Annotated in this window: 17 protein-coding genes and 2 pseudogenes; 14 read left to right on the forward strand and 5 right to left on the reverse strand. The window is 63.1% G+C overall.

Features of this window, described 5'->3' with window-relative positions:
* Positions 1–14 precede the first annotated feature (14 nt).
* Positions 15–892: pseudogene (locus H9K75_RS17500) on the reverse strand (MBL fold metallo-hydrolase).
* A gap of 460 nt (positions 893–1,352) precedes the next feature.
* Here H9K75_RS17500 and H9K75_RS17505 point away from each other — a divergent pair.
* The gene (locus H9K75_RS17505) at positions 1,353–2,747 is read left to right on the forward strand and encodes a sigma-54 interaction domain-containing protein (protein ID WP_187723581.1); all 1,395 of its coding nucleotides are present in this window, start codon (positions 1,353–1,355) and stop codon (positions 2,745–2,747) included.
* A 204-nt stretch (positions 2,748–2,951) separates the two neighbouring features.
* Positions 2,952–4,919 (forward strand): gamma-glutamyltransferase, encoded by a 1,968-nt coding sequence (gene ggt / locus H9K75_RS17510; protein WP_187723582.1) that lies wholly within the window; start codon positions 2,952–2,954, stop codon positions 4,917–4,919.
* Positions 4,920–5,056: 137 nt separating this feature from the next.
* Here ggt and H9K75_RS17515 read toward each other — a convergent pair whose 3' ends face one another.
* Entirely contained in the window at positions 5,057–5,269 is a 213-nt protein-coding gene (locus tag H9K75_RS17515; protein ID WP_226858292.1) for a hypothetical protein, read from the reverse strand.
* A 360-nt stretch (positions 5,270–5,629) separates the two neighbouring features.
* Here H9K75_RS17515 and H9K75_RS17520 point away from each other — a divergent pair, with 360 nt between their 5' ends.
* The 3 genes from H9K75_RS17520 (at position 5,630) to H9K75_RS17530 (ending at position 8,230) form a co-directional block, all read left to right on the forward strand.
* A complete protein-coding gene (locus H9K75_RS17520; RefSeq protein WP_187726091.1) occupies positions 5,630–6,664 on the forward strand; it encodes an MBL fold metallo-hydrolase in 1,035 nt (344 codons plus the stop codon).
* Between the two features lie 232 nt (positions 6,665–6,896).
* Positions 6,897–7,148 carry a hypothetical protein gene (locus tag H9K75_RS17525; RefSeq protein WP_187723583.1) on the forward strand — a complete coding sequence of 84 codons (252 nt, stop codon included), beginning with the start codon at positions 6,897–6,899 and terminating at the stop codon, positions 7,146–7,148.
* On the forward strand, positions 7,145–8,230 hold the full coding sequence (locus tag H9K75_RS17530; RefSeq protein WP_187723584.1) for a transporter: 1,086 nt from the start codon (positions 7,145–7,147) through the stop codon (positions 8,228–8,230). The genes H9K75_RS17525 and H9K75_RS17530 overlap by 4 nt, the downstream gene beginning before the upstream one ends.
* A gap of 12 nt (positions 8,231–8,242) precedes the next feature.
* Here the strand turns inward: H9K75_RS17530 and H9K75_RS17535 are convergent, their stop codons facing one another.
* A complete protein-coding gene (locus tag H9K75_RS17535) occupies positions 8,243–9,223 on the reverse strand; it encodes an amino acid ABC transporter substrate-binding protein (protein ID WP_187723585.1) in 981 nt (326 codons plus the stop codon).
* Positions 9,224–9,237: 14 nt separating this feature from the next.
* The gene (locus tag H9K75_RS17540; RefSeq protein ID WP_187723586.1) at positions 9,238–10,584 is read right to left on the reverse strand and encodes a dicarboxylate/amino acid:cation symporter; all 1,347 of its coding nucleotides are present in this window, start codon (positions 10,582–10,584) and stop codon (positions 9,238–9,240) included.
* A gap of 281 nt (positions 10,585–10,865) precedes the next feature.
* Here H9K75_RS17540 and H9K75_RS17545 point away from each other — a divergent pair, with 281 nt between their 5' ends.
* The 3 genes and pseudogenes from H9K75_RS17545 to H9K75_RS17560 all read left to right on the forward strand — a co-directional run bounded on the left by H9K75_RS17545 (position 10,866) and on the right by H9K75_RS17560 (position 16,522).
* The gene (locus H9K75_RS17545; RefSeq protein ID WP_187723587.1) at positions 10,866–11,477 is read left to right on the forward strand and encodes a (2Fe-2S)-binding protein; all 612 of its coding nucleotides are present in this window, start codon (positions 10,866–10,868) and stop codon (positions 11,475–11,477) included.
* Positions 11,474–15,149, forward strand: a pseudogene (locus H9K75_RS25605) (molybdopterin cofactor-binding domain-containing protein). Before H9K75_RS17545 ends, H9K75_RS25605 begins: the two are co-directional and overlap by 4 nt.
* 194 nt (positions 15,150–15,343) lie before the next feature.
* Entirely contained in the window at positions 15,344–16,522 is a 1,179-nt protein-coding gene (locus H9K75_RS17560) for a hypothetical protein (RefSeq protein ID WP_187723589.1), read from the forward strand.
* Between the two features lie 12 nt (positions 16,523–16,534).
* Here H9K75_RS17560 and bla read toward each other — a convergent pair whose 3' ends face one another.
* The gene (bla, locus tag H9K75_RS17565) at positions 16,535–17,422 is read right to left on the reverse strand and encodes a class A beta-lactamase (RefSeq protein ID WP_187723590.1); all 888 of its coding nucleotides are present in this window, start codon (positions 17,420–17,422) and stop codon (positions 16,535–16,537) included.
* Between the two features lie 125 nt (positions 17,423–17,547).
* Between bla and H9K75_RS17570 the strand changes: the two genes are divergently transcribed.
* From H9K75_RS17570 to H9K75_RS17595, 6 genes are all read left to right on the forward strand, one after another.
* Positions 17,548–19,185: a hypothetical protein gene (locus H9K75_RS17570; RefSeq protein WP_187723591.1), complete on the forward strand. Its 1,638-nt coding sequence runs from the start codon at positions 17,548–17,550 to the stop codon at positions 19,183–19,185.
* A gap of 720 nt (positions 19,186–19,905) precedes the next feature.
* Complete coding sequence (locus tag H9K75_RS17575; protein WP_187723592.1) at positions 19,906–20,163, forward strand: hypothetical protein; 258 nt, start codon at positions 19,906–19,908, stop codon at positions 20,161–20,163.
* Positions 20,160–20,297, forward strand: a complete 138-nt coding sequence (locus H9K75_RS17580) for a hypothetical protein (RefSeq protein ID WP_187723593.1) — start codon at positions 20,160–20,162, stop codon at positions 20,295–20,297. The genes H9K75_RS17575 and H9K75_RS17580 overlap by 4 nt, the downstream gene beginning before the upstream one ends.
* The gene (locus H9K75_RS17585; RefSeq protein WP_187723594.1) at positions 20,264–20,455 is read left to right on the forward strand and encodes a hypothetical protein; all 192 of its coding nucleotides are present in this window, start codon (positions 20,264–20,266) and stop codon (positions 20,453–20,455) included. The genes H9K75_RS17580 and H9K75_RS17585 overlap by 34 nt, the downstream gene beginning before the upstream one ends.
* Positions 20,452–22,002, forward strand: a complete 1,551-nt coding sequence (locus H9K75_RS17590) for a PepSY-associated TM helix domain-containing protein (protein ID WP_187723595.1) — start codon at positions 20,452–20,454, stop codon at positions 22,000–22,002. Before H9K75_RS17585 ends, H9K75_RS17590 begins: the two co-directional genes overlap by 4 nt.
* 57 nt (positions 22,003–22,059) lie before the next feature.
* The gene (locus H9K75_RS17595) at positions 22,060–24,231 is read left to right on the forward strand and encodes a TonB-dependent receptor (protein ID WP_187723596.1); all 2,172 of its coding nucleotides are present in this window, start codon (positions 22,060–22,062) and stop codon (positions 24,229–24,231) included.
* The last annotated feature ends 77 nt before the right edge of the window (positions 24,232–24,308 follow it).

Below are 24,308 nucleotides of genomic sequence, written 5' to 3' on the forward strand. Positions count from 1 at the left end.
GGACGCTGCCCGAATCACAGCGCGTTGATCGGAATCTTGAGGTAGTGGATGCCGTTGGCTTCGGCCGGAGGCAGGTTGCCCGCGCGCATGTTCACCTGCACGGAAGGCAGCAGCAGCACGGGCATGGCGAGCGTGGCGTCGCGCGCCTCGCGCGTGGTGACGAATGCGTCTTCCTCGATGCCATCGTGCACATGCACATTGTTCGCGCGCTGCTCGGCAACGGTGCTCGTCCATCGGAGTTCGCGCCCACCGGGCTGGTAGTCGTGACACATGTGGAGCATGGTCTCGGGAGGCAGCGAGAGCACGCGCGCAATCGAGTGGAACAGCGTGCGCGCGTTGCCGCCGGGAAAGTCGCAGCGCGCGGTTCCGTAGTCGGGCATGAACAGCGTGTCGCCGACGAAGGCGGCGGCGGGGCTTCGGGCGCATTGGCATCCTGCACCACGTAGGTCATGCAGGCGGGCGTGTGGCCGGGCGTGTGCATGGCGCGCAGTTGCAGATTGCCGATCGCAAACTGCTCCTCGTCCCGAAACAGATGATCGAACTGGCGACCGTCGCGCGCGAAACCTTCTTCTGCGTTGAACAGCTTCCCGAACACGTTCTGCACGGTGCGGATGTGCGCGCCGATTCCGACGCGGCCGCCGAGTTGCGACTTGATGAACGGCGCAGCGCTCAGATGGTCGGCATGCACGTGGGTTTCGAGAATCCAGTCGACGGCTGCACCCAGTTCGTTGACGCGAGCGACGATCTGCTCGGCCCCTTCACGCGAGGTGCGGCCCGACTTGGGGTCGTAGCCAAGCACGCTGTCGATGATGGCGCAGTGATTGCTGGCCTCGTCGAGCACGATGTAGCTGAACGTGCTGCTGTCCTTGTCGAAGAAGTGCTCAATTCGCATGGTGCCGGTTGCGTCGATGGTGTTTCATCATTGCGTTTTTCTTGCATGTTCACGTTCTGTGATCTAGGGCCTGTTCACACAACGCACGGGGATCGCGTTGTGCAGTCTTGGGATGGGATGCAAGGCGCAGGCTCGAAGCAAGGTAGGTACCTTGCGAGAGACTGCAACGCCGCAGACCGCCCAAGACTGCACAACCCTTCGGGCAAGCCAGACAGGGCCGCCCCTGCGGCATGAGCGGTCCTGTCTGGCTTGCGCGACCCCGTGGGTTGTGTGAACAGGCCCTAAATCAATTCAATAAACGTGCCAGCATCTGTTGAGTTGTTGGAAATCAAGGCAAGTGATTGTTTTGAAACGAGCTTTCCATCGTCTCCATGCGGCATGGATATTTGATGATGCGCAACGAATGGCAGTCTTTAACTCCCAAATGGCAGTTAATCTGCCATATGTCAGAATGGCTGCCATGCCAGCATCAGCCGCCAAACCACAGCCCAGTTCGCAATTGCCGCCGTCGTTGTCGCCGTCGTCTGCACCCCAGGTTCAGGCCTTGATCTCGTTTCTCGAGAATGACGCTCAGCCCGCCATCGTGTTGGATGCGCAATACACCATCCTTGCGGGCAATGCCGCGTATCGCCAGCAGTTCGGCACCGACGCGAGGCCATTCCTCGGGCAGAAGTGCTTTCGGGTTTCGCACGGCTACGACGCGCCTTGCGATCAGTCGGGCGAGCACTGCCCGATGGCGCAGGCGCGGGCGTTGCGGGCGCCGGACCGTGTGCTGCACGTACATCACACGCCGCGCGGGCCGGAGCATGTGGATGTGGAGCTTCGTCCGATCATGGACGAGCACGGCGAGATCGTCGCCTTCGTCGAACGACTGAACACCTTGCGCCATGCATCGCCGATTGCCGGACAGGCGCAGTTGGTGGGGCGTTCACCGGCCTTCAATCAGGCGCTCTCTGCGGTGCAGCGCATTGCGCCGTCGCGCCTGCCGGTGCTGCTGCTCGGCGAGTCCGGCACGGGCAAGGAATTGTTCGCGCAGGCCGTGCACGAGGCCAGCACGCGCGCGCAGGAACCGTTCGTGATCGTCGATTGCTCGGGGCTGCCCTATGACCTGTTCGAGAGCGAACTCTTCGGTCATGAAAAGGGCGCGTTCACCGGCGCGCACGTGCGCAAGGTGGGGCTCGTGGAGACCGCTCATGGCGGTACGCTGTTCCTCGATGAAATCGGCGACGTGCCGCTCGCGCTGCAGGTCAAGCTGCTGCGCTTGCTTGAGAGCGGCACGTTCCGGCGCGTGGGCAGTGTGGAGACGCGGCAGGCGGATGTGCGGCTGGTGGCCGCCACGCACCTGCCGCTGGATGCGATGGTGCGCGATGGCCGTTTTCGCAAGGATCTGTTCTATCGGCTCAATGCCTTGCCGATCCGTCTGCCTGCGCTGTGCGAACGGCCCGGCGATATTCCGCTGCTGGTCGAATCATTCCTGCGCCAGCAGGAGCCGGGCGGCAAGGCGCGCGCGGTCACCGCCGGGGCCATGGCGCGTCTCGTCGGTCATGCGTGGCCCGGCAATGTGCGCGAGTTGCGCAACGTGATAGCGCGCGCACGCCTGTTTGCCGATGGGGGTGCGATTCGCGAAGAGCATCTGCCCGAGGAGTTGCATGCGGCGACCGGGCCTTCCGGGCCGGGGCCTGTGTTGAGCAAGCCGCCGCCGCCATCCGTCGTCATGCGCTCCCGTGAGGTCTCGGATGATGCGCTGAGTGAACTGGCCGCCGACCGCCGCATGAGCCGCAGCGCGCTTGCGGCGCGGCTTGGCGTCAGCGAGCGCACGCTGTATCGCAGGCTGCGTAGATTGCAACTCCCGTAGCGTCTTCCTTGTTTGCGTAACTTTGTCTTTTTTGTATCGACATTTGTTTTTGATAGGCAAAACACCAATCCATGGAGCGGGCACAAGCTGCTAATGTCAGCTGGCTTTTCCGCACCCATGGCGCGGTTGCGCCGATCGGTTCGTGATCGATTTCGGCGGTAAAGACGCTGCGCCTGCATCACTTGCACAACAAAGGAGACCTATATGCAAACAAGAAAATTCTGGCCACTCGCACCGTTGGCACTGGCGGTGTTTCTCGCCAGTTGCGGCGGCAGCAGCCACAACAGCGACGACGCGTCGAACCTGATCGTCGATACCAACGCCAACAGTTGCACGACGCTGGGCAGCAATGGCGGATCGGTGGTGGTGGGATCGGGTGTGGCAGGTGATCCCGCATCGCCCGAACCTGCGTCCGGTTACCGCGTCGGCCTCAAGGCCAAGACCTCCAGCAGCTACATGGCCATCGCCAACACGCCGCTTGCAACCAAGGCCGGTTGCGATGTGCTCAAGGCCGGTGGCACGGCCGTTGATGCGGCCGTTGCGATGCAGGCCGTGCTGGGTCTGGTGGAGCCGCAGTCGAGCACCATTGCCGGTAGTGCGTTCATGGTTTACTACGACGCACAGAGCAAGAAGGTCGTCGCCTATGACGGTCGCGAAACCGCACCCGCAGCGGCCACGGGCTACTATCTTTCGCGCCAGAACCAGGCCGATCCGAACTCCGGCGCGCCGCTGCCGAGTGCGCGCCGCAGTGGCCGCTCCATCGGCGTTCCGGGTGTGCTGCGCATGCTCGAGATGGCGCAGAAGGAGCACGGCAAGCTGCAGTGGAATGGTCTGTTCGACTACGGCATCAAGCTCGCGGATGATGGCTTCAAGATCCCTGGCCTACTCGGCGATGCGATCAAGAGCAACGCCACGAGTCTTGCGCTCGATGGCAATGCGATGGCCACGTATTTCCACGCCGATGGCACGCCGCGCGTGACCGGCGAGACGATGACCAACAAGCCCTACGCGAGCACGCTGCGCGCGATTGCCAGCGGCGGCGCGGATGCACTGCACAAGGGCGACATTGCCAAGGCCATCGTCGCCAAGGCCGGGCAGACCGTCGGTGACGATGCCGCCAAGACTCCGATGACCCCGAGCCTGATGACGCTCGAAGATCTGGCCGCCTATCAGCCCAAGAAGCGCGAGCCGGTCTGCGTGAACTACCGCAGCGCCTACCATGTGTGCACCATGTCGCCTCCCTCGTCGGGCGGCATCGCGATTGCCCAGGGTCTCGGCATCCTGAGCCAGTTCGACATGAAGGCGTATGCGCCCGCAGCGCCGCTCAACGAAGGCGGCGTGCCGAGCGTCATGGGCGTGCATCTGTTGACCGAGGCCGAGCGTCTCGCCTATGCGGATCGCGACAAGTACGTGGCCGACACCGACTTCATTCCGCTTCCCGGCAAGGGCGTGTCCACGCTGCTCGATCCCGACTACCTGAAGAAGCGCGCATCGCTGATCAACGTGGACAAGAGCATGGGCACCGCGCAGGCCGGTGATCTTGGCGCGGTGCCGTTGGGCGTGGACAAGACGGTCGAACATGGCACAACGCATATCTCCGTCGTCGATGCTTATGGCAACGTAGTGTCGATGACGACCACGGTGGAATCCAGCATGGGCTCGTTCCACATGGTCAACGGTTTCCTGCTCACCAACCAGCTCACCGACTTCTCGGCAGCTCCGGTGGACAGCGCAGGCACGCCGATTGCCAATCGCGTGGCGCCGGGCAAGCGCCCGCGCAGCACCATGGCTCCGACCCTGGTGTTCAAGGGCGACAAGCCGGGTGACTTCGTGATGGCCACCGGCTCGCCGGGCGGCGGTGCGATCATCCAGTACGTGATGAAGACCGTGGTCGGCGCGCTCGACTGGGGACTCGATGCGCAGCAGGCCACTTCGCTGGTGAATACCGGTGCATCCAACAGCCCGACCACCGGCATCGACGGCTCGAACACCTCGCTTGATCTGACGGCGCTGATCGACGGTCTTAAGGCCAAGGGCCACACCGTGAACACGTCGGCGCAATCGAGCGGCGTGGCAACCATTCTGCGTGTCACCAAGGATGGCAAGACGCTGCTTCAGGGTGGTGCCGATCCACGGCGCGAAGGCATCGTGCTCGGGGATGGAGCGCTTTGATCGTCGGAGCGATGAAGGCGTGAAGCAGGGCGGCTTGCGCCGCCTTGCGGTCGTCACCCTCGGTGACCGATCCCTCAGATGACAACAGGGCGCTTCGTGCGCCCTGTGTTTTTGTCAGTTCATGGGATGGCTGGACATCATTCCAGCAATTGCCTGCACACGTTCTTGCCTGTGGTGGTCAGTTGCAGGCTGCCGCCCACCCATTCCAGCCAGTACAGCGACACCAGATCGTCGATCACCTCGTCGTCGATTTCGTTGGCGCGGCGTTTTTGCAGCAGTTCGGCCACCTTCGGCAGGACGCCGCGCAGCGTTTCCCGTCGGGCCTGCGGGACAGGAGACACTTGGTTCATACGAGCCCTTCTTTCTTCGAGCAGAAATGAGAAACCAGCCTACACCCTTGCCGGGCCGGGCGCTTCGGGAAATCCGTTGTGCGCCGCGTGGCTGATGTGACGCCCGGGCGCCGATGACTCCGCGCAGACAAGCAGTCCATTTTGCTGCATTTCCGTGAGCTTGCAAGCACGAGTTTCAGGCGAATGTGAGGGACGCGACGCCGCATTCGCGTGAGCGGACCGGGCGGGGCGCTGGAATGCAGGTGACAGCCAGCGATTCTCTCTGCCCGAATTGGCGGCATGATGCGTTTTCATCGCCAGCATGCAGGAACCCGTCCGGGACTGCACACCGACCGCAACAGGACACAAGGAATCACGCGCATGCCGCAAGACAAGCTCTCCTATCCGATGGATGCCCCGGCCGCCGGCCACTGGCGCGAAGTCTGCAAGGGCGTGTACTGGGTGCGGCTTCCCATGCCGCTGGCGCTCAATCACATCAATGTCTGGGTGCTCGAAGATGGCGATGGACTGGCGATCGTGGATACCGGTCCGCGCACCGAGGAAACGGTGGACATCTGGACCCGGCTGCTCGCCGCCGAGCCCTTCAACCGCAAACTCACGCGCGTGTTCGTCACCCACATGCATCCCGACCACGTCGGCATGGCCGGCTGGCTCACGCGGCGCTTCGGCGTGCGGCTGTGGATGTCACGACTCGAATATCTGACCTGCCGCGTCGCGGTCTCCGACATGAGCCGCGAGGCCCCCAAGGATGCGGTCGATTACTTTCATGAAGCAGGCTGGCCGGACTCGGCCATCGAGAAATACCGCGCGCGCTTCGGTGCGTTCGGCAAGATGATCTATACCTTGCCGGATAGTTTCCAGCGGCTCTCGCACGGCCAGCAACTGCGCATTGGAGATGGTGATTGGCAGGTGATCATCGGACGCGGCCATTCGCCCGAGCATGCCTGTCTGTACAACGCCCAGGAGAAGCTGCTGATTTCGGGCGATCAGGTGCTGCCGCGCATTTCATCGAACGTCTCGGTGCATCCACTGGAGCCGCTGGCCAATCCCATGGGCGAATGGATGGAGTCGCTCGACTGGCTGGAGAAGAACATTCCGGATGACGTGCTGGTGATGCCTGCGCACGATGAATGTTTTCACGGCCTGCATGCGCGCCTTGACCATTTGCGCAATGGCCAGCACCAGTCGTTTGAACGTTTGCGCGAGGCGCTGGCCAAGGAACCGATGCGCGTGGTGGATACGTTCAGCGCACTGTTCTCGCGTCCCATCGATGCCAATTCGATGCACTATCACCTCGCGACCGGCGAGGCGCTGGCGTGTTTGAACTATTTGCTGGATCGCGGCGAAATCGGCCGCGTGGTGAAGGACGGCGTGGCTTGGTACGCCGCCGCGTGATGAAGACCTGTCGAAGCTCGTCGGCGAAGGCGCCGATGACGCCTTCGCCGACGCTGCTACCGGATCGGTGGCAGCGGCCTCGCGCTTCTCTCACTTCCTCTTTTTATTTTTTGCCCGGCGTCGCAGCGAATTTCAGGGGTGTCGTCCTGTGCGCCGAGTGAATCTATTGAAACCTATTCGTTGATAGCATACGTGAAGGCGATGCTTTGTCGTCATCCAAGGGATCCAGAATATGCAAACAAACGTTGATCGCCGAAAACGGATGCGTGTTCGTAGCTATGAAAGCGCGGTGGGAAACGCGCGTAACCACGGTCATGAAATTGTCACTGGAAGCGACAATCATGCGTCGTTTCCCTCTGGAGCAATCGTGTTGGCGGATGGTGGGACGGGAGTGGCGTTCATGGTCGGCGCGGCATTTTTGGGTTGTTGGTTTTTTCAAACACCAGGTTCCGCGCCACAACTGAGGTTGGGGGAAATTTCGTGAGTGATGCAACGTCGCAGAGGCCGCTGGCGGCGCCGGATTCGGGCCTGATCTGTGGCTGGCGGTTCTTCCAGCATTCGAGCCAGCCGGCGCAGCCCGTGACGGCGGATGAGGCGGCGGCCTGGCTGGCCGCGCACGACGCAGCGACCGCCGCTGCGGACCCTGCCGACGCCGGTGCCGATGCAGGTGAAGCAGCGCCCGGCAAGGAATTTCTTTGGCTGCACTTCAATCTCTCGAATGCGTTGTCGCAGCGCTGGCTCGCGCGATACGCTGCGCTGCCCGACACCTTCTTCGAGGCCTTGCAGGAGGGGCTGACCTCCACGCGCATCGAGCGCGCCGACGACTGGCTGGTTGCGGTGCTCAACGACGTGAATTTCGAATTCAACTTCGAATCGGCCGATCTCGCGACGCTGTGGATCGGCGTCAATGACCGCCTGGTGGTCTCGGCACGCTCCAAGCCCTTGCGCTCGGTCGATGAGCTGCGCGCCGCGGTGCGCAGCGGCGACAATCCGGCGACGACGGCGGAGCTGCTCGAACATCTGATGCGGACCCAGGCCGACGTGCTGGTGCGCGTGGTACGCGAGACCACCGCGCGCGTCGATCAGATCGAGGACGCGATTCTTGCGCGGCGCTACGAGCATCCGCGCGCGCAACTGGGCAAGCTGCGCCGCCTGCTGGTGCGATTGCAGCGCCTGCTGGCGCCTGAGCCCGCCGCGCTGTTTCGTTTGCTTCAGCATCCACCGGGCTGGATGAGCGACGATGACCGTCAGGGTCTGGCGGCGGCCAGCGAAGAGTTCTCGCTGATGCTGCGCGACATGATGACGCTGCAGGATCGCATCCGCTTCCTGCAGGAAGAAGTGGCGGCCGCGCTCAACGAGGACAACGGCAACAGCCTGTTCGTGCTGACGGTGGTGACCGTGCTGGCGCTGCCGATCAACATTCTTGCGGGCCTTTTCGGCATGAACGTCGGCGGTATTCCGCTTGCGCAGGACGAACACGGTTTCTGGATCGTCGTGTTCATCGTCTTTGCGTTCACGGCAATTGCGGCATGGCTCGCGTTTCGCAGGAAGCGGCGCGACAAATAGCCGCGCGCGCCGTCACTCCTTCTGCGTGGCCGCGAGGCTCTCCAGAATCACTTCGAGCTGCGGACTCATCGGCAGATTGAGCGTCTGACCGCCGCCTGGCAGCTTGCGCTGGAACCAGCGCCGGTACTGGCGCTCGATCTCGCCATCGGCCGCCAGCGCCTGAAAGGATTCGGCGACGAGTTTCGCGAGTTGCGGATCGTCCTTGCGGAACATGACGCCATAGGGATCGTATGACAGGAAGTCACCTACCACCGCATACTGTCCCCGGCCGCCGGGTGTCTGCGCGATCAGGCCATAGAGCAGCACGTCGTCGGTGGCAAACGCGTCGGCGGTGCCCTGGGTCACCTGAGCGAACGATTCGGCATGGTCGCGCATCGGCGTGATCTGCAGATCGAGCTTGAAGCGATCGGACAGCTCGCGCAGCGTCTTCTCGTTGGTCGTGCCCGCGGTGACCGCGACCTTACGGCCCTTAAGCTGCAGGTAGTCGCGCACCGGCGAGCCCTTGCGCACCAGCAGCTTGGTGCCCGCGACGAAGAACGTGGGCGAGAACGCGACCGTCTTCTGACGCTCGCGGTTGCTGGTGGTGGAGCCGCACTCGAGATCGGCACGTCCCGAGGTGATGGCGTCGAATCGTGTGGCGGAAGTGACCGGCACCCAGCGGACCTCGACTGGCCGGTTGACTGCCTTCGCGATGGCCTGGACCAGCAGCCTGCACAGCTCGATCGAGTAGCCGATCGGCTTGCCCTGCGTATCGAGATAGGAGAACGGCACCGAGCTGTCGCGGTAGCCAATCGCCACGGCGCCGCTCGCCTGCACCTTGGCGAGCGTTCCCTCCAGATGCACGGGCGCGGACAGGCTGCTCAGCCAGGCCGTGCTGGCCACGGAAGCCGCATCCTGCGAGGGCGTCTGCGCCAAAACGGCGGTGCTGCAAATGAACGCCAGCGACAGGCACCAGACCCGTGGATGGCAACCAATGAGAGAGTGCACCTTCATCACGGCACCTGCGTTCAGGCCACGTCGGGTGTGGGCAGTGGCTGCGCCTCGCGCGCGGCCTCCGCATCGAGCTTGAGCGCGTGCGCTGCGGCTTCGTCCTCGGGCAGCAGTTCGCCCTCCCACTTGGCAACGACTGCCGATGCAATGGAGTTGCCGACCGCGTTGGTCGCCGAGCGGCCCATGTCGAGGAAGGTGTCCACGCCCAGAATCAGCAACAGTCCGGCTTCGGGAATGTTGAACTGGTTCAGCGTTGCGGCGATCACCACCAGCGATGCGCGTGGCACGCCCGCCATGCCCTTGGAAGTCAGCATCAGGATCAGCAGCATGGTGATCTGCGTGCTCAGCGGCAGATGGATGTCGTAGGCCTGCGCGATGAACAGCGTCGCGAAGGTGCAGTACATCATCGAGCCATCGAGGTTGAACGAGTAGCCCATCGGCATGACGAAGCTCGAAATCTTGCGCTTGACACCAAAGCGGTCGAGCGCGTCGAGGATCTTCGGGTACGCCGCCTCGGAACTGGCCGTGGCGAACGAGAGCATGAACGCTTCCTTGATGAGGACGATCAGCTTGAAGATGCGCGGGCCGAGGAACACGAAGCCAGCTCCCACGAGCAGACTCCAGAGCAGGAACAGGCCGAGGTAGAAGTCGCCCATGAACACGGCGAACTTGAGCAGGATGCCAAGGCCGTTGACCGCCACCGTGGCTGCCATCGCGGCGAACACCGCCAGGGGCGCGAGCTTCATCACGTAGCCGGTGATCTTGAGCATCACGTGCGAAAGCTCATCGATGGCCGAGACCAGTGTCTTGCCTTTCTCGCCAAGCGCCGCGAGCGCCACGCCGAAGAACATCGAGAACACGACGATCTGCAGAATCTCGTTGTTGGCCATTGCCTCCGCAAACGATTTCGGGATCAGATGGTTCACGAATTCCTTGAGCGTGAATTTGCCCGTCGCGAGGTTGGCCGAAGCACCGATGTCGGGCAACGGCAATCCCAGATCCTTGCCGGGTTGCAGCACGTTGGCAAGAATCAGTCCCAATATCAGGGACACGAGCGATGCGGTGACGAACCAGGCCATGGCCTTGAGGAACACGCGGCCCACGGACGCCGCATCCCCCATGTGCGCAATGCCGACAACCAGCGTGGAGAAAACCAGCGGTCCGATGAGCATCTTGATGAGTCGCAGGAACACGTCCGACATGATCGAGATGTAGCCCGCGATTTCCTTGGCGGCGTTCTTGTCGGGGAAATTGGCAAACACCATCCAGCCGACAAAAATGCCCAGCACCATGGCACCGAGGATCAGATACGCCGCAGGCATCTTCTTCTTGCCGACGGGCTTCGTTGCGGATGTTGCAGACATGCTCGCCTTTCCTTCCAATAGATATGGTTGTTGTATTTCGTCAGTCATGTTGTTGACGCCTATGCCGATTGTCCATCTGGTTTCTACCAGTAGCGGCGAGCGCGCGAGGAATGTGGCACACGCTTGGACAGCATTTACGCCATCCACTGTCGGGCCCTTTTTTTTGCCCACTACGGCCTACAGAATTTGTAGGAAACCGCCGCTTTTGTGAGCCGTTGGCATGGGCAAAAAATCAGGTTCCCGGGATGCCCCACGCCATCCCCGAAGTCAGGAATCACCATATGAAATTCATCTTGAACGAGCAGCCGGTCGAGCTGCAGGGCATCGCGCCCGATACGCCCTTGCTTTACGTTCTGCGCAACGACATGCAGCTCAACGGCCCCAAATACGGCTGCGGGCTTGGAGAGTGCGGGGCCTGCTCCGTGCTCATCGATGGCAGGGTCGCCCGCTCCTGTTCGATTCCGCTCAGCGTGGTCGAAGACGCGCACGTCACCACGCTTGAAGGCTTGTCACCCGCCGGCACCGCTGCCGCCAAGGCCGCTGTGGCGCAGGACGTGCAGATGCAGATGCTCGGCAAGGACGCCATCGAGGGCTCCGGCGCAGCCAGGCCATCCGCCCCGGCCTCGGGCGCGGCGATCACGCTGCACCCGGTGCAGCAGGCCTTCATCGAGGAGCAGGCCGCGCAGTGCGGCTACTGCACCAACGGCATGGTGATGGCGCTGGTGGCGCTGTTCGACAAGCAGCCGACGGCCAATGATGAGCAGGTCAAGCTGGCGCTGTCCGGCAATTTGTGCCGCTGCGGAACCCATGTGGAAATCATGCGGGCGGCGGCGCGTGCACGCGAATTGATTGCCCAGGGCGCCGCCACGAAAAAGATCAAGGAGGCCGCATGATCACGAAGACCGACACACCGGCCATCGCCCTCACGCGCCGCCAACTGCTCAAGGCCGGCGGCCTGGTGATGGTGGCATCTGCCACGGCAACTCATCTGTTTGCGCAGAACGCCGCACCGGCCGCACCGCCGGTCCCAGCATCGGTCGCGAAAACATTTCCCGTGCCTGCCGACAATCGCGTGGACAGCTTCATCGCCATCGGCCCCGATGGCAAGGTGACGGGATTCTGCGGTCACGTTGATCTCGGCACCGGCGTGCGCACGGCGCTCGCGCAGATGGTCGCCGATGAACTTGACGTGGCCTTTGATCGGGTCACCATGGTGCTCGGCCATACCTTCAGGACGCCCGATCAGGGCCCGACCATTGCCAGTGCCACGATTCAGGTCACCGCCAAGCCCTTGCGGCAGGCGGCGGCGCAAGTGCGCGAACTGCTCGTGACGCTGGCCGCGCAGCAATTCGGCGCGCCTGCATCGGCCATCACCACGCGCGATGGCGTGGCCCATGCGGGTGGCAAGCAACTGACCTATGGTGAGCTGGTGCAGGGCCAGAACCTGCAACTGCCGCTCAACGCCGAAACCGTGTTGCGACCCTCAAGCCAGTTCAGGCACATGGGCCAGTCGGTCGCACGTGTCGATATTCCGAACAAGGTGCTGGGCGCGCTCACCTATGTGCACGACCTGCGCCTGCCGGGCATGGTGCATGCGCGCGTCGTGCGTCCACCCTACGGTGGCGCGGATGCGGCTGCGCCGTTCGGCAGTGCGCTGGTTTCGGTGGACAAGGACTCGGTCAAGCATCTGCCCGGCATTCTGAGTGTGGTGGTGCAGGGCGACTTCGTCGCCGTGGTGGCCGAGCGCGAAGAGCAGGCGATTGCCGGCATGCGGCAGCTCAAGGTGCAATGGAAGGAATGGGCCGGTCTGCCCGATCTGTCGCTCAACGGACTGCACGCGACGCTGGTCAATCATCCCAAGAAGGATCGCAATCTGGTCGTGGAAGACGGCGCGCAGGACGCGATCAAGAATTCCGCCACCGTGATCGAGGCCGACTACGTATGGCCATATCACATGCATGCATCGATCGGTCCATCGTGCGCCGTGGCGCGCGTGACCGACGGCGTGGTCGAAGTCTGGTCCGGCACGCAGAACCCGCACGACGTGCGCAAGGACATCGCCAAGCTGCTCGGTGTGGACAACGATGCGGTGAACATTCTGCGCATGGAGGCATCGGGCTGCTATGGCCGCAACGGCGCGGACGATGTGAGTGCCGATGCCGCGCTGATCGCCAGGATCACCGGCAAGACCGTGCGTTTGCAGCTCATGCGCGAGCAGGAGAACGCGTGGGAACCCAAGGGCACGGCGCAGCTCATTCGCGTGCGCGGCGGGCTGGACGACAAGGGCCATGTGACGGGCTACGATTTCCGCACCTGCTATCCATCCAACGGCGCAACCGTGCTCGCCCTGCTTCTGACTGGCAAGGTGGCGAACACGGCAGTCGTGCAGGAAATGGGCGACCGCACGGCGGTGCCGCAGTATGAATACCCAAGCGCCACATCCTCAGCCAGGATGCCGCGCCGATCGCGCGCGCGTCGTGGCTGCGTGGCGTGTCCGCACTGCCCAACGTGTTCGCCCACGAATGCTGGATCGACGAGTGCGCCTACCGTGCCAAGGCGGACCCCATCGAATACCGCCTGCGTTATCTGAAAGACCCGCGCGCCGTGGCGTTGATCGAGACGATGAAGACGCAGTCGAACTGGCAGGCAGGTCCGGCGTTCCGGAGTCCGACGGCTGCGGGCGAGCGACTGGCGAAGGGTCGCGGCTTTGCCTACGCGCGCTATTTCCACAGCAAGTTTCCGGGCTACGGCGCGGCGTGGTGCGTGTGGGTGATCGACGTGACCGTGGACCGGCAGACCGGCAAGGTCGCGGCCCGGAAGGTCTACGTGGCGCAGGACACGGGTGCGATGGTCAACCCCGCCGGGGTGCGCCATCAGGCCCACGGCAACATCGTGCAGGCAACGAGTCGGGTGCTCAAGGAGTTCGTCACGTTCGACGGACAGGGCGTGACGGCGCTCGAGTGGGGTGGTTATCCGATCCTCAGATTCCCCGAGCTGCCGGAGATCGATCTGCAGCTCGTCGAGCGGCCCGATGAGGCGCCGATGGGCGCGGGGGAATCGGCCTCGGTGCCGAGTGCCGCAGCGTTCTCGAACGCGATTTTCGACGCGATCGGCGTGCGCCTGCGCGAGGTTCCGTTCACCCCCAGCCGTGTGCTGGCAGCGCTCAAGAACGCGCCTGCTGCACCCGCCGCCAATGCCGCAGCAGCTGCTGCGAGCCGATGAAAAGAGGGGGAACCTACATCATGCGTACCTTGAAAAAACTCGTTCTCATCGTGCTCGTGCTGCTGATCATCGTGATCGGCGGCTTCTTCGCGCTGACCCATCAACCGGCCATCGAACCCACGGCGCAGCCACCGGCCGGCAGCTTTTCACAGCAACAGATCGACAAGGGGAAATTGCTCGCGGCCATGGGCGATTGCGCGGTGTGCCACACGGCGCCCGGTGGTGTCAAAAACACCGGCGGCCTGCCGATGGCGAGCCCGTTCGGCACGATCTACACCACCAACATCACGCCCGATATCGACACCGGCATTGGCCGCTGGTCGTATGAAGCATTCGAGCGCGCCATGCGCCACGGCGTCAATCGCGATGGAAAGTATCTGTACCCGGCATTTCCGTACACCGCGTTCACACGCGTGAACGACGAGGACATGAAGTCGCTCTACGCGTTTCTCATGACGCAACCGGCGGTGAAGCATCAGCCGCCGGAGACGGCGCTGAAATTTCCGTTCAACATCCGTGCCGGCATTGCCGCATGGAACTGGGTGTATCTGAAGAAAGGCCCCGTGCCCGAAGACACCACCAAACCGCCCGAATGGAATCGCGGTGCCTACCTCGCGGAAGGCCTGGGCCATTGCAGCGCCTGCCATTCCCCGCGCGACCAGTTTGCGGGCGAGTTGGGCGGCGCGCAGAAGTTTGCGGGCAGTACGCTCGATGGCTGGAGCGTTCCCGCGCTGACATCGAAGACCAGCGCTCCGCTGCCCTGGACGGCCGAGGATCTCTACGCCTATTTCAAGCACGGCTTCTCGCCGCGCCACGGCTCGGCGGCGGGGCCGATGGCTCCCGTGATCCACGGCCTGTCGCAGCAAAGCGATGCGGACCTCAATGCGCTTGCCAGCTACGTCATGTCGTTCAAGGACGGCAACGCCAAGCCGGGCGACGCCGAAGCATTTGTCGCGGACAAGTTCAAGGAGTCGAAATTCGCCCTCGATCATGAGGGCTACCGATTGTTCGAAGGTGCGTGCGCGAGCTGTCACAGCGACGCGACCGGAGTGAAGGACAGCATGTTCGGCGTGCGTCCGCAGTTGGCGCTGAATACCAACCTGTATTCCGATTCACCGAACAACGCCGCGCTGGTGATCCTGAACGGCATACAGACCGCCGCCACGCCGACGACCGGCACCATGCCCGCGTTTCGCCACAACCTGAGCGACGCGCAGATCGCCACGCTGCTCAACACCATGCGCGCGCAATTCGGTCTACAGCCCTGGGCCGATCTGCCCGCTCAGGTCGGCAAGCTGCGCAAGGACAAGGAACCCGGCGCACACCGTTTGAGCGCGCACTGAAGCGAAGGCGTTTTCACACGACCCGGGCCTGTGTACACAACGGGGAACACGATCCATGTGTTCCCCTTTTTGCTTTCGCCTTCGCGTTCCGCCGCTTGCGATATAAAACCGCTATATTTCCAGCCATAGCGGCATGGCGCACCATCGCTGTGGCCAGCGCCCAAAATTCAAACAATCCGATTCGGGAGTCCATTTTGAGCCAGCAATTTCTCGTCATTTCAGGGGGAGAACTGTGGTTGCACGAGGCCGATGGCCGCAGCACGCAGATCGTCTCGCCGTTCGCCAAGGAAATGCTGCAGCGCGAGGCGGATCGGCAGCGCACCACGTCGTGGAAGCACGCCGACCGCGAGGACAGCAAGGGACTGATCGGCCCCGCGCTGTGGGGGCGTTCGGCGGGAGGCGATGGCAATCTGGCACCGGCGCGCTTTCTGCATGTGTGCAAGGCCGGTGAGCCGCGCACCATCTACTACGTGATGACGGTCGGGCGCACGGTCGGACTGTTCAGATACCAGCTCGATGAGCAGCGCGAGATTCGTCTCTTCCATCGTCAACAGACACAGATTCTCGGCCTGGCCTATTTGCCGCAAACCCGGCACGTCGTGCTTGCGGCCATGCATGGCGATGGCACGGCGCACCTTGAGGTCTATGACGAGGAAGGCACGCAAAAGGGCGCGATCACGCATGGCGACAGCATCGACGCCGCGCCAGCCGCCATGCCGGGTGCCGAGTCCACCGTGGTCTACCAGTCATGGGGGCTTGCGCGCAATGCGGACTCGGGTGCGGTCGTGGGCCTGGGTCAGTCCGCCGTGCATTGGGTGGACTATAAGGCGGGTGAAATGGACAGCCTGCTCGACGACAAGGAATGGGATTTCGTCGCGCCGCGCATTTCCGAAGACCGCGTGCTCTACTCGATTCGCAGACCTGCCGACAAGCCGTTGCACGAAAAGGCGGGCGGCGCCGCCAAGGACGCGCTGCTGATGCCGCTGCGCCTTGGCAAGGCGGTGTTCGGTTATCTGAACGTGTTCTCGATGCTGTACGGCAAGGAGCCGCTGCGCTCGGCCGGCGGACCGCGCGCGCCGGGGCTCGACCAGGATCTCGGTTCGCTCTGGCTGCACGGGCGGCGCATCGAACTCTCCAAGGTCCGCAACGACCCGGAATACGCGGGCAATCTCGTGCCCGCGTCCTGGAAGCTCATCGCCCAAGCAGGGCGCAACGCAGCACCCGAAGAGATCGCCAGCCATGTCGCGCAGTTCGACGTGCAGGCCGATGGCTCGCTGCTTTACTCGAACGGCTACGACATCTACCACTGGCAGCGCGGCAGCGCTCGCAAGCTCGCGCGGCGCGAACTGGTCGAAGGGCTGCTCGGGCTCTGACGTTGCAGCCGATCAGCGGGCGTTTTTGCCTTGTGTGATGGTGCGCGCGACCGCGGCAATCGCAGGCTCGATGGACTTGGTGTCGGCCTTGCCCTCTGTGACGTAGACCGCAGCAATGATCGGCGGGCGTTGCGGTGGCCAGAAGATGCCGACGTCGTTGACCGATCCGTTGCCCGAGGTGCCGGTTTTGCTGCCGATGATCCACCCCTGCGGCAGGTCTGCCGCGAGCCGTGATCGATTGGTGCGCGTGGCCTGAAGCCATTGCGTCAATTGCGCGCGGCTGGCGGGCGACAGCACGTCGCCGAGCACGAGTTGCTGCAGCAGCTTGACCATGGCGCGCGGCGTGGTGGTGTCGCGCGGATCACCCGGTGCGCTCTCGTTCAACGCGGGCTCCCAACGGTCAAGACGCGTGGTCTCGTCACCGAGCGAGCGGGCGAACGCGGTGAGTCCCTGCGGACCGCCGAGGGTCTGCAGAATCAGGTTGGCGGCCGTGTTGTCGCTCACGGTGATGGCGGCGTGGCATAGCTCCGCCAGCGTCATGCCCTCCTTGCCGACATGTTTTTCGGAGACGGGCGAGTATTCGACCAGCGCTTCGGCACCAAAGCGGATGCGGCGGTCAAGCTGTTCGCGGCCCTGATCCACGCGTTGCAGCACATGGGCTGCGGCCAGCCATTTGAAGGTGCTGCACATGGGAAAGCGTTCGTCGAGACGCTGGCCTTCCCAGCGCCCGTTCGCTGTGTCGAGCACGGCCACGCCAAGCCGTCCAGTGGACAGCGATTCGAAGTCCGACCACGGCTTGACGGGCGTACTGGCTTGCGGCGCGGAAGAGCATCCGGCCAGCGGCAAGGTGGCGGCGGCACAGGCGCTCAAGGTGTAGAGAGTGAACTGGCGACGTAGCATGGTGCTTGGCTTTCTTTCTTTGGTGGGTTGTATGGGTCCGGGGCAACGGTTGCAAGAATGCCAGCGAAGAGCGGCTGCGTACAATCAGGGTACATAACATTCATAACATTCATAACATTCCTGTGATGAAACGAAAGCAGCCAATCCTTGCCATCGCGTTGCAAGCGCCGTGGAGTCTTGGCGATTGCGGTGGCTCACGGTTTGCGGCGCTGTTCCTGCTGGCGCTGGCCGTCGCAAGGCGCGCCGGACATGTCGGCGTGCCAGCCCACGACCTGCACTTTGCCGGTCAGGCGGGTTCGGCCTTTCCCATGGCGCTGAGCCGGGCGTTCAAGCAATTCTCACGGGCCGGTATTGCGGTGGGATGGGGACGCAATACGGGCGCGGACATCGCCACGCTGTCCCTGCGCGGACGCATACATGGCCCGTTCTGGCTGGCCGATGGCGAACTGGAGCGCCTGAAGTTCTCAACCAACGGCAGGGCGGTCGCACCGGCGTCGCTCAAGAGCCTGCTCTGCACGATCACGGGTGCGGCAGCAGGATCGACGGATGTTCCGGCGCATGCTGATCTTGAGGCACGACTGGATCGATGGATTCGCGTTTTCGTGCTTCGCCAGTCTGCCGAAGAGGGGCGGCTCGCAATGCCCGAGGTGATGGACGGACTCTCGCGGGTGCGCTGGGACGCATCGCAAGGCCGCGATGCGTCACAGCGCTGGGCGCTGTCGTTGCAGGCGCGTTATGCGCGGCTTGCGCGGCAGGGTGGCGAGGCGCGGGCGTTGTATCGCGAGCTTCACCGGCTGTGCCGCTCGCCCGATCCAGTCGACGAACATGAAGAGTTTTTGCAGCGCACGCCGGTGCTCGAAGCCATGTCGGAGATCGGGCTCGCGTGGTGTGACCATCAGGACGACCGCAGCGCGGCGGCGTTGATGCGTTTGGAGCAGATGCGGTATCTCTTTGAAGGAGACGCGAGCCAGGCCTCGTTGCGACTCAGCTCGCGGCTCGCGGCGGAGTATTTCAATTTGCGCGCGCTGTGCAGGCGTGCCCTGCTGCTGGCGAGAACAAGCGACCAACGCGCGCACGATGCTTGGCAGGTGCTGCGCGATATGCAATTGGCGCTGGTGTGCGCGGTGGAAACCGATTCGCTCACACTCATGGAAGCGGTGGCATCCAACCTTGGCTATTCGTTGTGGCTGCTGGCTCCCGCGCTTCAGGAGCGGCTCGGTGCGAACGCCGGGCGACGCCTTGCGGTACGCTGGATCCTGACCGGCGAGGCGCTGGCCCGCCGCCACGGATTGGGGTCGGGCTCGTACTGGAACATCATCTACATCTGCCGCATTGCGCGTGGTGCCGTGGTGAACATGGGCGAGGATGCGGGTGCCGCAATCCCGTTCGTGAATTGGAGCGCACGCGTCTGGACGCTTCAGGAGCTGCGTTCCGAGCTTGCGCAGAGCGACGGCGATGCCAGCGATCCGGCGGGCCGCGAACTGCGTTCGCTTTGCGAGCTTCTGCTGCCTTCGTCGCTGCCGGACTGGCTCACGCTCACCACCCGCATGCTCGCGGCGGTCAGCGAGGATGCGGGCGATGCAAGCATCTCTGCCATTCAACGCTGCGCGGCAATGCTGGAGCATCTCTGGCAACTCGTGCTGCACGACAGGGCCGTCCCTGCGGCATCCCTGCGGCGCAGTCTGGAGTCGCGACTCGCATCGCTTGAGGTGGCCCAGCGCAAGTACTTCAGAGCCGATCTGGCGCGGCTGCCGCGTCTGTGACGCCGACGGCTGCGTTGGCGAGCATATTTCGGGGGCTTTGTCCGTGAGCGGAAATAGACTGTTCGCTATATTTCGATCAGTTTTCTCAACACATGTTTTCACGCACGTTTACTTATCAAAGCGCATTTGATCCAGTAAACCAAGGGTTTTCCCGCTGATTTCTCACGGTGTTTTTAACATCCCGCATTGCAAATTCGCCCGTTTGGAGTACAGACAAGCGCGCCAAATAACGATCTAATTCGTTTATCGGGCTTTGGTTTCTGATTGTGTTCATGAGAAACGTCGCGTTGCCGAAGTTTTGAGAATTCATACGACGACAGCAGGGTAGGGCGAGCCGAGTGGCTCGAAGGGAAGAAGCGCACGGGAGGTGGAGATCAGGCTGCAGCCATAGCAGCCGGAAGGCGTTTGATGCGGCAACCCAAAACAGTGGGCCGCCAGGCGAGATCGGAAGAAGATTCAAGCCGATGCAGCAAGCTGAACCAATGGTGGGGGAGGAGTTGCTGAGGGAGGTAAGCGCGGGCCGATACTGTGATGGTGTCGGCCCGTTCTGTTTTCCGCGAGGCGCGCGGTGAAGCGACAAGGCTGTGAAAGTCGCGATGAACAGCGAGATCAATCGCTGGTGACCGGCGTCCCGGCACAGTGATGTTGCAACACCACAATAGTCAATGTAAATAAAAACCAATATCATTCGCATTCTTTAAATTTACGTGAATTTTCAGAATGCTGATCCTGAGTTGGGTGGCGGCGATTGCGCCTGCCTGGTTTTTCTGTCTGGCCGCTCCCCGGTTTGATTCTCGCGTGCGCGGTGCCTTGGGCTTTGTGGCGGGCTCCGCGTTGCTGGCGCTGGCCACGGCGGCGCTCGTCTGGCAGGGTTTGGGTTTGGGCGAGGCCCTGGCCTGTGCACTCGGATTGTTGATGTTGGCCGTGCCATGCGTGAGCTGGTTTCATGCGGCGCGAACCAAGCGGCTCAAGGCATGAGCGCCGAAGCGTTGGACAAGGATTCGCCAGTGCACCGCCATCTGTTTTTCAAGGGGCTGGTGGCGCTCCTGCTTGGATTTCCGCTGTCGCTCTGGATCAGTTGGCTGCTCATGTACAGCGGCTGGGGCCGGTGATCGCGCCCGCGCGCGATCAAATTGCCATGTGGCTGGTGGTGCCGCTGTGGTGCATTTTTCTCTGCGTGGGTTTTCTGGCGCGCACCCGTCTGCGTTGCCTCGTGTGGTTCGTCGGTGCCAATCTTGGAGCGGCTGCGCTTTGGTGGGTTCTGCAATGAAGATCAAGGCGCAAACCCTTCGCGACTACCTCGACGTTCACAGTTGGGTAGGCATCGTCTGCGGCCTGTTGTTGTTCATCGCGTTCTACGCCGGTGCGTTCTCGATGCTGGAGCCCGAGATAAGGCAATGGACGCAGCCTGCAGTCTCCAAGCTCGACGTGAGTGCCGATTCCGACCAGGCGGTTCAGCAATTCCTGGCTCAACACCCGGACGCCAAAGGCCGGTTAAGCCTGCGCCTGCCGGGTGCAGACAGCGCGACCCCGCTGCTGCGGCTGTCCACGCGCGAGAGTGAGCAATGGTTCGAGTTGCAGCGCGATGGCAAGGTGCGCGAAGCCGGTGTGACCAGGGAGGCCGACAACAGCGGCAATTTTGTCGACTACCTGCACCGCAAGGGCGGTCTTCCGCTGCCGCTCGAATGGGCCGAACCGGTGATCGGCGTGGTCTCGCTCTTGTACGCGCTGGCGCTTTTCTCGGGCATCGTGGTGCTCCTGCCGTCGCTCGTGAAGGATTTGTTCTATCTGCGCATCGGTGCCAACTTCAAACGCATGTGGCTTGACGTGCACAACCTGCTGGGAGTCGCGAGCCTGCCGTTTCATATCGTCATCGCCCTGAGTGCGGCGGTGTTTGGCCTGCATGACTGGATCTACGCCGCGCAGGACCGGTTCATCTACCGCGATGGCTTGCAAGCCACGGTGCAGCGCGACGGCGTTAAGCATCCCGACGTGCAGCGCTCACAGTGGCTGCCGCCCACCGAGCTGATTCGCCAGGTACGTGAGCAGGCGCCGAATTTCGAACCCGTGGCGCTCGACTACGTCGGACTGGGCGGCAAGCGCACCGTGCTGATGATGGCGGGTTCGGACGACAGGCATTTCAAGCGCGGCGCGCAGTACGGCATGGCGTTTGTGAATCTGGCAACGGGCCAGATCTACGATCGCATGTATTTCCCCGGCGAGAAGGGAAGTGCGCTGAGCGCCTCGCTGGTGAGCTTTTTCTCGCTGCACTTCGGCAGCTTTGGTGGCAACCCCGTGCGCGTGCTCTATGTACTGCTCGGGCTCAGTGGCGCGCTGATTTTCTATACCGGCAATCTGCTGTGGATCGAGTCGCGCACCAAGCGCCTGCGCAAGACGCGCGAAATCGAAAAGCGTCCCCTGCATGTGCGCGTCATGTCCCACGCCACGCTCGGTGTCTGCGTCGGGTGCGCTGCGGCATTGCCCGCGACGCTGGTGGCCTCGCGATTGCTCGCGCCCCACGTGGTGGATATCGACAGCGTTCATCAGTGGACTTTTTATGCCCTGCTGTCGGGCTGCGTGGCGTTTGCAATGCGACTCGGCGCGACGCGCGCAGCACCGGCCCTGCTCTGGCTTGCCGCGCTCTGCAATGCAATGGTTCCGGCGCTGGCGTTGTTGAACCTTGCGCTGCCTTCGCTGTTCGCCGATGCGGCCTCGCGCACGTACCACGCCAACTTCCTGTTGCTCGAAGGGCTGTGCGCATTGCTCGCGTTGTTCTTTGGCTGGTTGGCCGTGCGCTATCGCAAGCGTGGGGGCTAGCACCTGCCGCGCGTCTTCCGTTTTTTTCTACCTCCAACATTCCACAAATTTCTTGCCATGCCATCACGTTCCGCCTTCAAGCCGCGTCTCAACCTCATTGTTCTAGCGCTCGTCGCCGCAAGCGCGGGTTCTGCGTCGCAGGCTCAGACCGCAACGCAGGACGCTGCGGGTGAAGCCCAGGCGCAGCAACCAGAAACGCTCCCGCAGGTCAACGTGCGCGACAAGTACGAGCGAGAGGATCTGCCGACGCTCGCACCGGGCCGCAAGGCCGCCAATGGCGCGCGTCTGGGCATTCTGGGTGCCACGTCGATCGTCGACGCGCCGGTCCATGTCAACGCCTACACGCGCGAGCTGGCCGAGGACTGGTCTGCGCTTTCGCTACAGGACGTGCTTGAGAACGATGCGGCGGTCGTCTTCACCACCAACAAGGGCCACTTGCTGCAGAACTTCAATCTGCGCGGCCTAGACGTGGGCGCCATGGACATCGCCACCAACGGCCTGTACGGCATTGCGCCCGCCAATTCCGTGCCGATTGAAATGTTCGAGCGCGTGGAGGTCATGCGTGGCCCGAACGTGCTGCTCTCCGGCATGCCGCCGCTGGCCAGCGTGGCGGGTTCGGTGAACATGGTGACCAAGCGCGCGCTCTCGCAGCCGGTTGCGGACCTGACCACCACTTATGTCTCGGACTCCTATTTCCAGGTGCATGCCGACGTGGGCAAGCGTTTTGGTCCCGAGCAGCGTCTTGGCGTGCGTTTCAATGGCGTGTATGGCTCGGGTGACATGGGCGCTGAAGACGAGACACAAAAACGCAAGATGGGCGCACTCGCGCTCGACTATCTCGGCGACAGATTCCGCGTGTCGCTCGATGCCTATAACAGCGTCAACAAGATCGATGGCGGCAGCCCCGGCATGTTCAGCTTTCTCGGCTCCGCAGCGATCCCCGGAGTGGGCATGGTGCTTGCGCCGCCCAGGGGTGACGTGAACATGTTCCGCGGCACCCATGGCCAGTACGACAACAGCGGCCTGCTCGCGCGCGCGGAAGTCGATTTCAATCCGAACTGGCAGGGCTACTTTGCCGTGGGCGCGTCCGAAGCAGAGGGCAAGGGCCTGCTGTTCGGCACGCGCGCCATCGTGACGGGCGCGAACGGCGCAACGCGCGGCGCGGTCTACAACGTGCTCACCAAGTCCGAACGCCGCACGGCAGAGGCCGGCGCAATCGGCAAGTTCGCCACCGGCAGCGTCCAGCACCGCATGCAGTTGTCGCTCAACGTCCTCAAGCACAAGGAAGGCACGTACAACACGCCGTGCAACTATTGCTACAACACCAACATGTACGACCCGGCGACGCCGAGCTTCCCGGCCGCTCCTGCCTGGAAGGGCTATACCACCGAAAACGAATTCCGTTCGGTGGCACTTGCCGACACCCTGAGCTTCGCCGACGAGAAGGTGCTGCTGACCCTGGGAATGCGTCATCAGACCGTGAAGACGCCGATGGTCGGCGGCGTTGCTTCCGACTACAGCAAGAGCCACCTCTCGCCCATGGCGGCGGTGATCGTGCGCCCCTGGGGTGAAAATGTCTCGCTCTTTGCCAACTACACCGAAGGCCTGGAGCAGGGCCGCATCGTCGGCACCGGATTTGCCAACGCGGGCGAGTCGCTGGCTGCCATGAAGACCCAACAGGGCGAGCTCGGAGTGAAGGTCAGGATGGGCGAGACCACGCACACGCTCAGCACCTTCCAGATCGAAAAGCCCTCGATCATCACCAACCGCAGCAACAACGTGCAGGCGATCGACGGCAAGCAGCGCCTGCGCGGACTGGAGTGGAGCGCATTCGGCAAGCTCGCACCCACGGTATCGCTGCTCAGCGGCGTGGAATACATCAAGTCCCGCCAGCTCAACACCGGCCTCGAAAACTATGGCGTTCCCAAGCTGCGCGCACGCATCGGCCTCGACTGGGAAACACCGGTCAAGGGCCTGACCGCCGGTGGCCGCCTGCTCTACACCGATGGCCAGTGGACCGATTCCGGCAACAAGCTGCGCGTGCCATCGTGGACGCGCCTCGATCTCACGGCCAAGTACGAAACCAGGTTCGGCAACACTCCCGTGCGCTTGAACGCGAGCGTGGAAAACGTGGCCAACAGGAAGTACTGGATCGGCACGTTCGCCGACGGCTTCGTGATGCCGGGCGCGCCGCGCACTTACCGGGCGTCGGCTACGGTGTCGTTCTGAGACTGAGTCACACCAGACGCGGGCTGGTGGCAGCCAGCCTGCTGCCGTTCCGCATCGTCCAATTCCGCGCCAGCGCG

The sequence above is a fragment of the Diaphorobacter aerolatus genome (assembly GCF_014489535.1).
GTDB lineage: Bacteria > Pseudomonadota > Gammaproteobacteria > Burkholderiales > Burkholderiaceae_C > Diaphorobacter_A > Diaphorobacter_A aerolatus.